Source organism: Paucibacter sp. B2R-40 (genome assembly GCF_025717555.1).
In the GTDB taxonomy this organism is placed as follows: domain Bacteria; phylum Pseudomonadota; class Gammaproteobacteria; order Burkholderiales; family Burkholderiaceae_C; genus Paucibacter_A.
Window position 1 is genome coordinate 221,833 of record NZ_JAJIRP010000004.1, and the last position, 13,406, is coordinate 235,238.

Consider the following 13,406-nt stretch of genomic DNA (forward strand, 5'->3'; position numbering starts at 1 on the left):
CAAAACAACAACATTTCAGGTTCCTTGAAATTTAGACAAGCAAGTTAGCCTAGTATTCTTTAATTATGCGACCCGAACAGCAAAAACAATAAGCAAAAAATCATGCGCGCACAAATAATATTTAATGTATCAGACAAAATAATAAAACTGGGCGCGCTATTCACAACCTCTATCTTTGCCGCTCGACTTTTGGATCGCGATCAGTATGGGATATTTGTCTATGTCAATGTTATTTTATCAATAGCAATTGCATTCTCAACATCTGGAATAGACACAATTATTGGAAAAAGAATTTCGCAAGACAAAAAAATAGATTTCCACTTCATCAAAAATGCCACGATTATTAAAATAATAATCGCCATTTTGGCCAGCACAGTAACTTATTTATACATAAAAGATAGATATTCAGAAACCTCATACGCGATTGCATTAGCCGCCGCAACAACAGTAGTTTTAGCAGCCATCGGGTATTCAGAAGTAGTCTTGACTGCGCTGCAAAAAAATAAGTTAATGCTGCTTTTGACTATTACCATAATAGTTCCATTTGGCGCAATAAAATTACTTGCACTGTCGCACTACGAAGTCCCAAGCGTCAAATACATAATTGACTCGATTGAATATTTTTCGTTGGGAATATCAGCAATGTTCTTTTTAAGGAAATTGATATTTCGCAGTAATTCCAAAGAAAAAACGAAATTTTATTTTCTGGTACTTCTCAAAGAATGCCTCCCCTTATGGCTGAATGGCATTATCTTGATTACCTACAGTCGCTACGACCAACTTTTTGTAGGAGCGATCGGCACGCAAGGCGAAATGGCTGACTATGCCATAGCGACACAACTGAATATGATAGCCTTGATTTTACCAACCTCAGTCTTGACCGTCGCTTTCCCTAAAATGATGGCACTTAAGGATAGCGACATCTATGCATATGAAAATTTATTAGTAAAATTATACAGGTCACTCGCTCTTTATGGATTTATCTGGGTAGCAATAGTTTATCTGGTTGGTGGAATAGCAGTAACGACTCTTTATGGTCAAGCCTATTCCGGATCAATAAATCATCTAAAAATACTGTCCGTAGGCGTAATATTCACCATACTTGGCCAGATATCCGGACAATGGACAGTAATAGAGGGCAAGTATTGGATTTCCGTAAAACGAAGCATCATCGGAATATTTTTCATGGCGACAGCAAACTATATTTTCAACGATGCAAGGAATATAACAAAAGTCGCAACAATTACCGCAATTAATTTATTCATTGTTAATATTCTTCTATATTTCATTTTAAATGACACCAAGAAGGCAAAGGAGTTGATGCTTCGTGCAATCTTTGTCAACAAGAAATTGGGATATGAAAAATAAATTCACATTAAATACCAGTGCAGATTCGAAATATTTCTCAAGAGCACTCAACCTAATTGGCTCGGTGCGATATCAAAGCAGGGTACCACCTAATATCCGAGTATGGGATTTAGGCCTGACCCGACTTCAAAGACTAATTTTTCGCACCCTGCTAGTTGAAGTATCTGAAATTCAAAAATTTGCACCATGGTGGAATATTTGCTACAGCTGGAAAATGTATGTCTATCATGCTGCCCCGGAGCAGATATTTCTTCATCTAGATGCAGGAAATACTATTCTAGGCGATATCGCTTCTGTTTATGAAACGATAGAGTATGACAATTACTTTCTAATAGATCAAGGGCAAACGATACGAACTATTAGTCCCGATGATCTTGTTGAAAAATTCAATCCGAAGGCCGACCTAACTAAATTAGCCTTCGCAGCTGGCAATATCGGATTAAATAAGGGTGACAGTCGCGTGGCTTCCGCAATAAGCGAGGCTTATATAGCTGCAGCAGAGGGATATTGCCTAGGATTTTCTGAAGTCGAAAAATACAAATATAATCAAGGTTTTTCAAAAGTATTGAGGAAATGCGACGTATTTCGGCATGATCAAACAGTTTTCAATCTAATTTTTACTAAATATTATCCAAATTCAAAACTGCATGATCACCAACAATACGCAGCAGTAAAAAATAGACCCGGAACATTGATTTTTAATCAAAGAACGTACAGTTATCGATACATATTAAATGTTTGCGACAAGAAAATTTCCTTACTGATACTTGGGTACTGCCTAATTACTGACACATTTCAACGAGCAACCAGAAAATTAAAGTGGAAATTGAGAAATAAAGATGCACCTACACATCTTAAATGAGATGCATTTAATCAATGACTAATCGCACCATGACAGAAACAGAACATTCAACTATACCGAATGGGGTGACTTTCTCGGTCGTTTCTCACGGGCAAAAAAAATTCATTGAAACTCTTCTCGGTGAAATCTCTGGTTTGATAAATATTGATTTCGAAGTAATATTAACCATCAATATAGAGGAAGCCACCACACTAGATTTATCAAATTTTAATTTTCCCATCATACTAATAAAAAATGAAATCCCGAAAGGGTTTGGAGAAAATCACAACTCAGCTTTCTTGATTTCAAAATTCTCTAATTTTATAGTTATTAACCCCGATATACTTCTACCCAACAAATTTCTTTTTTCTGCACTGGATAAATATAAATTCAGATCTGACGTCGGTATTTGGGGGCCAAGAGTTGTTACGCCGGATGGCCAACTAGAGGACAGCGTACGCCTTTACCCGAGTTTCAAGAGAATCTTAAAGCGAGTGCTATTGAATGCGAGATTCGGTGATTATCCACCAGTTGATGGCACGATCGAATGTGACTGGGTCGCTGGGATGTTTATGGTTTTCACGCGTGCTGCCTTCAAAAAAGTAAAAGGTTTTGATCAAAACTATTTTATGTACTTGGAAGATGCGGATATTTGCAGAAGACTGCACGCAGAAAATTACCGCGTCGTCTACGACAGCAGTTTCGAGGTCGTTCATTATGCGCAGCGAGCATCTAGAAAAAATATCAGGCATGTAGTTTGGCACCTCTCGAGTCTTTTTCATTTTCTCGTGATGAGCAAATTCAAAGAACCAAAATCAAAAATAAGTGATTAGTCGTGAATTCAAAAAATTCAGTGTCAACTAAAATATGCGCAAGAAAAATAGATACGTATTGCTGAACATCAGCTCCATATTGGAGTACGTTTTCTTTGCGATAGCTATTATTTCGTTCTCAATAATCGGCGCAAAAAATATTGTAACCTTAGATGATAATGCTGACCTTACTCGCTATTTATCATCTTCAAGTGACCTGATCGAACAATTCTCTGAACCGCTATCTTCGATAATATTCGATTACATATACAGTATTTCAAATGGCTTAGAGTTGCCTTGGTTGCTGCCCGCACTGGTTGCCTTTGCAGTCTATTCAACCATATTTTTTTCAAAGCCCAAATCAACTACATTAAAGTTCTTTTGGTACGTCTCACTTGTGCCAACGCTTTCTCTCATAAATGTCCGTAATGGGCTTATTTTCTTTTTCGTGCCATTTCTACCCGCGCTGGCCGTCATCTGGACCGGTTTATTTTTGCACTGGAGCTATTTTCTTCTTTTAGCCAGTCGTTTCTATAAATCCATAATCTTCTGGATTATTTTTGGTGCTTCCATATTAATATTCTCACTAGCGGTGTTCGACCTAAGTTCGATCGCAAACAAGATTCTTCACTATGTCGGGGACGACAATGATCCAGATTATGGAGTTGGACTTTTCATATATTTGTCCTTGTTGTGGTTTGGACTAAGGTCAGCGTACATATCAACTGGTGTCAGTCCGTCAGTGCTAGATAGTATTTTTGGACTCGCATTGTTATTGGCCTCAATAGGACTTCCAGTTCCGTCAGGTCGATTGGCATATTTCACGATAATTCTTTCACTCATTGAGCTAAGAGGGAAAGAATTGAGCAAATTTTCAGGGCTATCTCGCGCAGCATTGTTGCTTTCCGCCATATTTCAAGTGTATTTCTTTGGTCGTATGACAAATATTGTTTCTTGGAACATTTAGCACTCGTAAAAACCCAAGTGCTCAATAATTTAATGCGCAATTAACTTATGCAACCAGCCAAATTAAATATCAAATGATCTGCCGACTTTCAAAAAACAATTTTGATTTACTAAGATTTATTTTTGCATCAATCGTATTAATTGTTCATACTTACCAACTTACCGGATTAACTGAACTTAGCCTGATCACGAAATATTTATCTTCAGAAATTGCAGTTAGATCATTTTTTATAGTCAGCGGTTTCTTGATTCTGATGAGTTATGAACGCTCGAAGTCTTTAGTGGAATATTTCAGAAAAAGATTTTTAAGAATATATCCCGCCTATGCGTTCACAATACTAATTGTCGCCATAGGATTTTTTGGAGTCAGCTCAAAAAATGCCCCCGAATATTTTGCCGCCAGCTGGGTATCCTACGTAGTATCCAACCTATTTTTTCTCAACTTCCTTTGCCCGTCGCTTCCGGGCGTATTCGAGTCCAACGCTATTTCAGCTGTTAATGGCGCCTTATGGACCCTGAAGATTGAGGTTGCTTTTTATATCATAGTTCCAATCATTGCCTATACTTGCCGGAGAAGTAGACCGTGGCTAATGCTCGCTATAATATACTTTGCTTCCTACTATTTCCCTAAATTACTAAATACAGGCAAACTTAGTGGCACCCCCTTAGGAGGTAGTTTAAGCCACCAAATTCCTGCTCAACTTTGTTTTTTTGTAGCCGGGTCATTTTTTTACTACTACATTGAGTTATTTGAAAAATATTTGTTTTATTTTCTGACATTTGCTATCGTAGTTTTCTTACTGCGCCCGTTCGCCAGCGTAGGCCCGTTGGAGCCATTCGCATTAGCGACAATTGTCGTTTTCTTAGGTTTGTACCTTTATATTGGTAATTTCGGAAAATATGGTGACTTTTCGTACGGAATATATATCGTACATTTTCCTATAATTCAGCTTTTTATTCATTTCAAATTATTCGAAAAATCTCCTTGGTTTTTCCTAATTTCTGTCTTCAGCTTTTCATTGATTGCTTCTATTTTTCTTTGGAATTTTATAGAAAGCAAATTTCTAAATAGAAAGAGGTCATAGCGACCAACGCCGTAGTCCTTGGAAACTTCGCTAAGTTGCATATTCAAAAGATAATTTCGGCTAGGGTGATGGCGAATGCTAGGACTTCTAAGAGTATCAAGTACCGTCCAATAGATTCCAACTGTCAGCATCCACTCAGCGTCGATCATTCGGTGTAGCCGCGCCTCGACTGAGTGGCTTGGCGGGACTCTTCGGCCAGCAATTCCGACCAAGCCGTCGCCATGCCGTACAGATGCCGGGATTTGAGCTGCGCGACGCGGTCAATGGACTTGCTGGCGCCCAAGCAGATGGTCGTGGCGACTGCAGTCGGCCATGGGCTTGACTTGCAGGCGCAACTATTCAGGCAGGCTCATGCGCTCGGGCCGCTCGGGCGCCGTCAAACGCCGCAACTCGTTCATGACCACGGCAGCCATGACCACGCCGCATTCCAGTGTCAGCTCGCAGGCCACTTGCAGCGTATCCAGCCCCACCAGGCGAGCGGCCAGCAGGAGCTCAACAAGGGCGCGGTCGCCTCTGAGCTGCTTCAAGACGCGGTCGCGCACTGCCTTGACGGCCTTGGGAAGTTCCCACTATACAAACGGCGCCCCGTTGCGAAGTGCGCCAAGCTTCTTCTCCAGCACCGGTAGGTAGTGCCAGGGATCGAAGATCAACTGATCGCGCCCAAACCGGCGGCCATGCTGGGCGATGACTTGGCCGTCGACGACGAGCCGGATTTGATCCGCAAACACCCGCACCGACACCTCCTTGCGCGCGAAGTCTGCCGGCACGCTGTAGCGATTGCGATCCACGCGCACCAAGCAGGTACTCGACACGCGCATCATCTGTTCGACATAGCCTGCACAGTCGCTCGCCACCGGCCGCAGTCTGGCCCGATCCTGCTCAAAGCAATGCGCAATCGTGCGGTCGGCCTCGGCGGGGTGGCTTCGAGCCCCCAACTCCTGGCATCGCTTGCTCAGCCATTCATTGAGCAACTCAAAGCGCTTGAAGTGCGCCATCGGCGTGAACAGCCATTCGCGCACATTGCCCACCTGATTCTCAACCTGCCCCTTCTTCCAGCCAGACTCCGGGATGCAAGCCACGGGTTGGAAAAAATAGTGATTCGCCAGTGCCATGAAGCGCCGATTGAAGCGGCACTCCTTGCCAACCAGAATGGCGTCCACGACCGTCTTCAGGTTGTCGTAGATGAGCCCGCTGCGGCACGCCGCCGAAGTAGGCGAAGGCCCGGTTATGCGCATCCAGCATCATCTCCTGCGTCTCGCACGGATAGGCCACTACAAACATCCGCGGCTATAGGCCAAACGGAAGTTCGCGACTTTGACGGTTTGCACGACGCCTTCAATGTCCACTTGCTCCTGGCTCCAGTCAAATTGGCAGGCGTCTCCCGGCACAAACGCCAGCGGCACGAATGCACTCTGGGTGCTTGGCGGCAACTGAGCGGCCTTCCATTGCTTCACGCAACGCTGTACGCTGTCATTGGTCCCTCGATAGCCTTCACTCTGCAGGCCGTCAAACAATCGCTTGGCCGTGCGCCGCTGAGTTTTGGGTAAGTGGCGCTCGGTTTGCAGCCAGTTCTCCAGTATGGCTTGAAAGCAGCCCAGCTTGGGCGCGGGCTGATGCTGGAGGACATAACCCAGCGCTTCAATGGTTTGTAGATGCATGCGCACCGTGGGCCGAGACAATTACAGATCCCGCGCGATGGAGCTAATGCTCTCCTTGCTGACCAAATGCTGACGCCGGATCTCGGCAATAGCTTCCATGTTTAACACCCCAGATTCCTCGGCGAAAACGCCGGATGGTTGCACACCCCAGGGTGAAAACTATTGGACGCTGTTTACCCCGGGTAATCTGGAAAGTTTTGCACGCTGTTTCACATCTTGCGACTTCCAGCAGTCGGCTGTCGGTCGGGTGGGCAATGGGCTTCTCCTGCACATTCGACTCGACAATCACGCGTTCCAACTCGACGGGTTTGACGGCCTTCATCGCCACAGCCGCCTCGATGGTAGTCTTGAGCAACTGCTCCACGCCGGCTTCGCCGAGCACGCGCCGGACGCGGCCGATCTGCGTGGCATCACAGGGCAGCTTGCTCTGGTAATATTCCATGCCGCCGAAGACTTGGCAGACCACGTTCTCGCTCCAGCGCTCGACCAGGGATTCGTCACTCTCGTTGAAGGCGTGTTTGAGGTACAGCAGCGCGACCATCAGGCGGATCGGCAAGCGCGGCCGGCCGACTCGACTCACACCGCCTGCGGCCACCACCAACGTGGGCCCAAACACATCGGCGTCATCGCGCGACCTTCCCAGTCGGGCCTTGCGCGCAAGCAGCGGCACCAATGAGGTTTCAATCTGAGACCAGGGCAGGCGCCGAGCTAACACCGCCAGCGGGTGCTGGGGATCCACCATCCCGTCCAACCGTGCGCGGAAGAAGTCGTCGGTCGCCATCGTTTTGCCCTCCAGAACTCCCAGAAATCAATAGCGATTGAATAGCTTTTTGGGAGGTCTGGCCATTGGCATTCACCCCGAGATGTCAGTGGCCATGGGGGTTGGCGGGGTTTTGCAGGGACGACTAATTAGATGTGTCTATTCTCCGATATCCTAACTTAAACAGCCGGATGGGGAACTTGAAATACTCCAAAATCATCATTGAAATAAGAACCATCTTCGCACGATGGTCGACTTTTTGAAGCAGCATTAGGCATGCTGAGATATAACCAGAGTGCATACGAAACACATTTGCCGACAATCCCGCCTCACCAATTGCAGCCTTGTAGCCATGCGCGAGCACTCGGTTAATCAGTACAAACGTTCGCCCAACACTCATCGCCAAATAAAACGTTGCGAAATCCTCACTATAACGCCGACCGTCCGAAAATCGGAATTCAGGAAACCGAGAGCGATTGACAGATACAGTCGGCGGGTGAATGTTTCCGCTCAAGTAATATCTATAGTCAACTTCCGAAAATTCGGGCACCGATTCAGTATTTTTCGGAATATTTTCCGGCTTTGGCGCATATCGATGAAACAAGACATCAGCATGAGGCTTCGCTTCAATCGCAGCCATAACGTAAGAAATCTTTTCCGTACACCAGGCATCGTCGGCATCAAGAAAACTTACGAACTTGCCTGTGCAATGCTCATAGCCTACATTTCTCGCACTGCCTGGCCCGACATTCTTATCCAATTGGATCAGTCTAATTGACGGCACTTCACTGCGAACTGCATATGCTTTTACAAGCACTTCAAGTTCGGACACATCAGCGCTGGCATCGTCTACCAATATTATTTCATCAGGTAAAATGGTCTGTTCATAAATAGATTCTAATGCATGTGCAATATATTTACTTGAGTTGTATGCCGTAACTACAACGGAATTCAGAATCATAAAAATCCTCTATAAAAACTTGCTTCGAATATATCGAATCATGTCATAGAAAAACCCCGCAATCCTTGTCCACTTGGGTAACTGTAATTTTTTTCTGATCCGTAAATTCTCGAGCATTGCGGGGAATCTCGCTGAAGCTCCACCAACATAGAAATCGACAATTGGGAATTCATGGCAGTCAATTCCTTTTAGCTGCTGAAGTCTAAGCATCATGTGATAGTCGGCACTGAATCGAAGTGATTCGTCGAAGCGGAGTTCATTTTTGGCAATCAGAGTCTTCACAATGGCTCCAGGATGGGGGGCCGGCATTGCGAACTTTCGCTCTATCGTCTTCGCAGGATTCCAAACATTAAGAATTCTGTGGTTATCCCGGATATTGACGCCGAACAGATGAACCGGTCGATCGCCCTTCGCTTCCAAAATATTCAAGGAAACTTGAGCAGCTTCGAGGCTTATTGCATCATCTGAATTCACAAACATCGAATATCTACCCGTTGCTGCGTCCAGCCCTTGATTCATAGCACTGTAAATACCGCGCCCACGCTGATGAACTACTCTGCAAGAATACCTTTTACAAATATCAAGTGTATTGTCGGTAGATCCACCATCTACTATTAAATGTTCGACTTTGCCACTCTCAATCAAGCCCGAAATACTATCCAAGCATCGCTCGACGGTAAGCGCGCCGTTTCTCACGACAGTTATAATAGTGAGAATCACAATGCGGCCCTTATTGATTTAGTCAATTTCCTAATGCTTCCACTTTTTCGAGAAATTCCACGATACACGAACCGGAGGAACATTACAGCCGACAAGCCCGGCGACCGCCTCAAAAATCGGACTTTCTTCCCAACAGAACTTCGATGCGGTTGTTCTGCGTGCGTTGCCCAGTTTTGCAAGCTTTTGTAAACCTCTGAGGCATCGAAAGATGAACTGTTCTCGCAAATTTTCAGCACGTAAATATTCCAATAAACACTCCAAGCTGCAAAATGCATCAACGCATCAATACCAGTCGTCCTCGACATACGGTTCTCAGCCTCTAAAATATTATTAATGCAGGTTTTTAGGTGCGTTTCTGGATCTACAATTTTTGAATTTTCGCAATCAATTGTCGCGTAATTAAGAGAGCTTGCAATGAAACCGTCCACGTTTGGATGTGTCAGATGCAAAATCATTTCCTGGCGGTCGCAGTCAAGATAATGTCGGCGATGCTCATCACTTACAGAAAAATGTTCATGCAGTTTATCCGAAAACAGTACACGATTTTTGTTAAAGAAGAATGGAAAATACGACGTATCCCACGGTGATCCAGGGACATGCACCCCAAAGCAGTAGTAACTTCTTGGGATCATCACGAGATCTTTGCTGGCATCCAATCCGCGCCTAAAAAATTCATATAGGCGAGTCCAAAATTGAACTGGAACCACCTCAGAAGCCACGCAGACAAATACCCAATCATTCTTTGCTACAGAACAATATGAAGAGAAATCATCAACCCCTTTAGGGGTATACGGACGGTCGACCACTTTTACTGTCGAGCCATACTTTTCCTGAATAACACGTTTTGTACCATCAGTGGAGCTTTTGTTGATAACAATGATTTCGTCACAATGGCCAACAAGAGAATCAATTAAGCAAGCTACGCGCGCTTCCTCGTTGTAGACCGGAACAATAGCTGTAAAGACCATTATCGCCTCATCAAAAGTAGCACCAATTTTCAAGATTTAAATTGGTGTTGAATAAACCATCAAGCTTCAGACTCAGCTAGCCACTATGGCTAACTAACGATAAAAGGAAATTAGTTTCTATCTCGCTTGCCCCCTACCTTTTGGACCATTACCCGACCAAGTTTGTTAATCGGTCATTATATTCTTATCATCATAGAATTATATTTTTCAACCATTCACATTCGATAATTTTTTGGAACCATGCCAAAGAAGGTTGTATGCAGGTCTTCAAATATTTTTTCTATTGAAAGCAATCCACTTATTTCAACTAACTGCTACCGTCCGCACTACTTACAGCACATATGCCACTGTCCGAGGCCACCAGGCAAAACTGATTAAATGATGTTGACACCTACCGACTCGCTTGATTACGCTTAGTAGTGTCAATTACAGCAGAAAGTTTTCAACTTCAGTATTGCTCTATTCTCCGAACATTTGTAGACGGATCCGTCGATGGATCCTCTTTCGCCGCATTCGTCACTGTCACCAAGCCCAGATTCGTACCGCGCATCCCAAAGGTGCGATTCATCGTCTCGACGTTTCCGTCGCTGTGCACTTTTGCTAAGCTCACAGAGCACGATCGTCGGCAGCAGAGAGCATCATCACCTCCCTCCACTCGGCGGGCGCTTGGTCCTGATTAGTTGACAAACAGCTTGGGCGAGCGGCCACTCCGGATGGCCCAGTACATCTCCGACAGTCTGCGTTCGCATTCAAGGCCGCGCATGAAACGACGCCCCCAATAACTCCCTCAGCGCACTTCGAGCCGACTCATCATCGGCTAGCCTAAGTGAACCCGCACCGTTGTTCAGCCAATCAATCACGTCCGCACTCTGCCGCCTGTCATCCAAGCGCGCCAGCGCCAAGCCGGAGCAACTCGTCGGCAGCGTGGTGTCGCTGTCGGCCAGCAACTCCTCAAATAGCTTCTCGCCCGGCCGCAGGCCGCTGAATTCGATCTGGATTTCGTCCTGACCGCGACCGGATAGGCGAATCATGTCCCGCGCCAAATCTACAATCCGCACCGGCTCACCCATGTCCAGCACTAACACCTGACCGCTTTCGCCGATGGCTGCTGCTTGCACGACCAGGCGCGCGGCCTCGGGGATGGTCATGAAGTAACGGGTAATGTCAGGGTGGGTGACGGTGACCGGGCCGCCCTTGGCGATCTGCTGCTTGAACTTGGGGATCACGCTGCCGCTGCTGCCCAATACATTGCCAAAACGTACAGCCATGAACTTGGTGGCATGCCCTTGGCATGCCATATGACTGAGCACCAGCTCGGCCGCACGTTTGCTCGCCCCCATCACATTGGTCGGGTTGACCGCCTTGTCGGTGCTGATCAAAACGAAGCGCTCCACGCCGCTTTCGGCCGCGGCCAGCGCCGCGTGGTAGGTACCCAGGGTATTGTTGCGCAAGCAGACCCAGGCGTTGTCCACTTCCATCAAGGGCACATGCTTGTAGGCGGCCGCGTGAAAAACGATTTGTGGCTTGTGTTTTCCGAATGTGTAGCGCAAGTGTTCCAAGTCCTTCACATCGCCGACAAGCCGAAGCAAAGGGATGTGCGGAAACTTCTCCGTCAACTCTTGCTCGATCAGATACAGCGCCACTTCGCTCAGTTCATACAGCACCAGCAAGCGTGGACCATAACGCGCTACCTGTCTGCACAATTCCGAGCCTATCGAGCCGCCGGCGCCGGTGATCAGCACGACCTTGCCGTTGATGCATTCGCTGATGCCGCCCTCGTCCAGTTGCACCGGCGCACGACCCAACAAGTCCTCGGGCTCGATATCGCGCAGCTGATCCACCTTGCGCCCGGTCTGCAATTCCTCCAGATTGGGTACGGTCAACACATGCAGACCAGTCTGCCCGGCCAGGTCCAGGGCGCGGCGACGCTGCTCAGTCGCGGCCGACGGCATCGCCACGATCAGGTGCGTGATGCCGTGCAGCGGCGCAAAGCGCGTAACCTCCTCCAAACGCCCCAGCACCGGAATCCCGGCGACACGCGAATCCTGCTTGGCCGGGTCATCGTCGAGCCAGCCCACCACCACCCAGCCCTGGTGCTGAATGCCCGCCACCGCCAAACGCCCGGCCTGCCCGGCGCCCAGTACGAGTGCCCGGTGCGATTCGACCGAACTGCCGCTGATGCGACCCCGCATATGCTCGTACAGCATGCGGTAGCCCAGGCGCATCATGGCCAGTGCGATCAGACAAAACAGTGGATGCAAGGCCAGTACAGCCCGCGGCACGCCGCTCAAATGAGCCATCAGCACCAGGGTGGCGCCCAACGTGCCGGCGATGGCGCAGGCCACTGCTAGGCGCTTGACTTCGCCGAAGCCGCTGAAGCGCCACATGCCCTTGGGCACACGCAGCATCCACAGCACGAGCACATACAAGCCCACCAAGGCGAGCATGACCCAAGCGTCATAGTCCGGGCGCGCCGAAATCCAGCGCTCGAAACCGAGTCGAAACAGATAGGTTGCCTGCCAGGCGAGTGCAACCACCGCCGCGTCAAGCAACAAGGAGAGCGCCTCGCGGTAGGGGCGAATGCGGGTCAGAAATCCGTCGAGAGATAGCCAGAACATATTGAGCGCGATTGTCGGGCCAAATTCAACGCAGCCAACGGTGGTGCCTCAGCTGACGACGGCTTTCAGGGTTTGCAGCAGCAAAACGAGGTCGCCGCCGAAGCTGCGCGTTTGCACATAGCGCGCCGCCAGCGCCAGCTTGGCCGGCATCACCTGCTCGGTATAGCAGCGCTCAGGGTCAGCCGCCTCGGCGAGCAAACGACTCTCATCACGATATTCAATCGAGGCCAGATCGGTAATGCCGGGCCGCACCGACAAGACCAGTTCGGCCATGTCTGCCGGATACAGCGCCACATAGCGCGGAACCTCAGGGCGTGGGCCAACTAGGCTCATGGCGCCGCGCAAGACATCCCAGAGCTGGGGCAGCTCATCCAGCTTGTAGCGACGCAAGATCTGACCCGCCGCGGTGACACGCGGATCAGCACCGATGGTGATCTGCGGCCCCAGGCTTGGCGCATCCGGCCTCATGGTGCGGATTTTATGAATCGAGAAGAGCCGGCCATGCCGCCCCACCCGCTCCTGCCGGAACAGCACCGGGCCGGGCGAATCCAGCTTGACCCACAGAGCAAGCGTCAGCAGCAGAGGCGCCAACAACATGAGTCCAAGCGCTGACAGCAAGATATCAAAAAGGCGCTTGGCCATCATTTCG

Annotated in this window: 14 protein-coding genes and 1 pseudogene; 5 read left to right on the forward strand and 10 right to left on the reverse strand. The window is 47.9% G+C overall.

The genetic code is table 11. From position 1 onward, the window contains the following. Positions 1 to 102 precede the first annotated feature (102 nt). The 5 genes from LNV09_RS10155 (at position 103) to LNV09_RS10175 (ending at position 5,072) form a co-directional block, all read left to right on the forward strand. Complete coding sequence (locus LNV09_RS10155) at positions 103 to 1,368, forward strand: oligosaccharide flippase family protein (RefSeq protein WP_263556977.1); 1,266 nt, start codon at positions 103 to 105, stop codon at positions 1,366 to 1,368. Further along, positions 1,358 to 2,230 (forward strand): hypothetical protein, encoded by an 873-nt coding sequence (locus LNV09_RS10160; RefSeq protein WP_263556978.1) that lies wholly within the window; start codon positions 1,358 to 1,360, stop codon positions 2,228 to 2,230. The genes LNV09_RS10155 and LNV09_RS10160 overlap by 11 nt, the downstream gene beginning before the upstream one ends. A 14-nt stretch (positions 2,231 to 2,244) precedes the next feature. Then, complete coding sequence (locus LNV09_RS10165) at positions 2,245 to 3,042, forward strand: galactosyltransferase-related protein (RefSeq protein WP_263556979.1); 798 nt, start codon at positions 2,245 to 2,247, stop codon at positions 3,040 to 3,042. 58 nt (positions 3,043 to 3,100) lie between these two features. Beyond that, on the forward strand, positions 3,101 to 3,988 hold the full coding sequence (locus tag LNV09_RS10170) for a hypothetical protein (protein WP_263556980.1): 888 nt from the start codon (positions 3,101 to 3,103) through the stop codon (positions 3,986 to 3,988). Between the two features lie 73 nt (positions 3,989 to 4,061). Beyond that, entirely contained in the window at positions 4,062 to 5,072 is a 1,011-nt protein-coding gene (locus LNV09_RS10175; protein WP_263556981.1) for an acyltransferase family protein, read from the forward strand. A gap of 145 nt (positions 5,073 to 5,217) precedes the next feature. On the opposite strand, the gene LNV09_RS10180 is transcribed toward LNV09_RS10175, so the two are convergent. From LNV09_RS10180 to LNV09_RS10225, 10 genes and pseudogenes are all read right to left on the reverse strand, one after another. Beyond that, positions 5,218 to 5,355: a hypothetical protein gene (locus LNV09_RS10180; RefSeq protein WP_263556982.1), complete on the reverse strand. Its 138-nt coding sequence runs from the start codon at positions 5,353 to 5,355 to the stop codon at positions 5,218 to 5,220. 52 nt (positions 5,356 to 5,407) lie between these two features. Further along, positions 5,408 to 5,599, reverse strand: a complete 192-nt coding sequence (locus LNV09_RS10185; RefSeq protein ID WP_263556983.1) for a hypothetical protein — start codon at positions 5,597 to 5,599, stop codon at positions 5,408 to 5,410. A 42-nt stretch (positions 5,600 to 5,641) separates the two neighbouring features. Beyond that, the gene (locus LNV09_RS10190) at positions 5,642 to 6,307 is read right to left on the reverse strand and encodes a Mu transposase domain-containing protein (protein ID WP_263556984.1); all 666 of its coding nucleotides are present in this window, start codon (positions 6,305 to 6,307) and stop codon (positions 5,642 to 5,644) included. 36 nt (positions 6,308 to 6,343) lie between these two features. Continuing rightward, positions 6,344 to 6,730, reverse strand: a complete 387-nt coding sequence (locus tag LNV09_RS10195; RefSeq protein WP_263556985.1) for a hypothetical protein — start codon at positions 6,728 to 6,730, stop codon at positions 6,344 to 6,346. Positions 6,731 to 6,938: 208 nt separating this feature from the next. Then, a pseudogene (locus LNV09_RS10200) lies at positions 6,939 to 7,511 on the reverse strand (transposase); the annotation flags it as partial. Between the two features lie 124 nt (positions 7,512 to 7,635). Then, positions 7,636 to 8,451 (reverse strand): glycosyltransferase family 2 protein, encoded by an 816-nt coding sequence (locus LNV09_RS10205; RefSeq protein WP_263556986.1) that lies wholly within the window; start codon positions 8,449 to 8,451, stop codon positions 7,636 to 7,638. 9 nt (positions 8,452 to 8,460) lie between these two features. Further along, positions 8,461 to 9,171 carry a glycosyltransferase gene (locus LNV09_RS10210; protein ID WP_263556987.1) on the reverse strand — a complete coding sequence of 237 codons (711 nt, stop codon included), beginning with the start codon at positions 9,169 to 9,171 and terminating at the stop codon, positions 8,461 to 8,463. Next, the gene (locus LNV09_RS10215; protein ID WP_263556988.1) at positions 9,168 to 10,172 is read right to left on the reverse strand and encodes a glycosyltransferase; all 1,005 of its coding nucleotides are present in this window, start codon (positions 10,170 to 10,172) and stop codon (positions 9,168 to 9,170) included. The genes LNV09_RS10210 and LNV09_RS10215 overlap by 4 nt, the downstream gene beginning before the upstream one ends. 716 nt (positions 10,173 to 10,888) lie before the next feature. Beyond that, a complete protein-coding gene (locus LNV09_RS10220) occupies positions 10,889 to 12,757 on the reverse strand; it encodes a polysaccharide biosynthesis protein (protein WP_263556989.1) in 1,869 nt (622 codons plus the stop codon). Between the two features lie 48 nt (positions 12,758 to 12,805). Then, entirely contained in the window at positions 12,806 to 13,399 is a 594-nt protein-coding gene (locus LNV09_RS10225) for a sugar transferase (RefSeq protein ID WP_263556990.1), read from the reverse strand. Between the last annotated feature and the right edge of the window lie 7 nt (positions 13,400 to 13,406).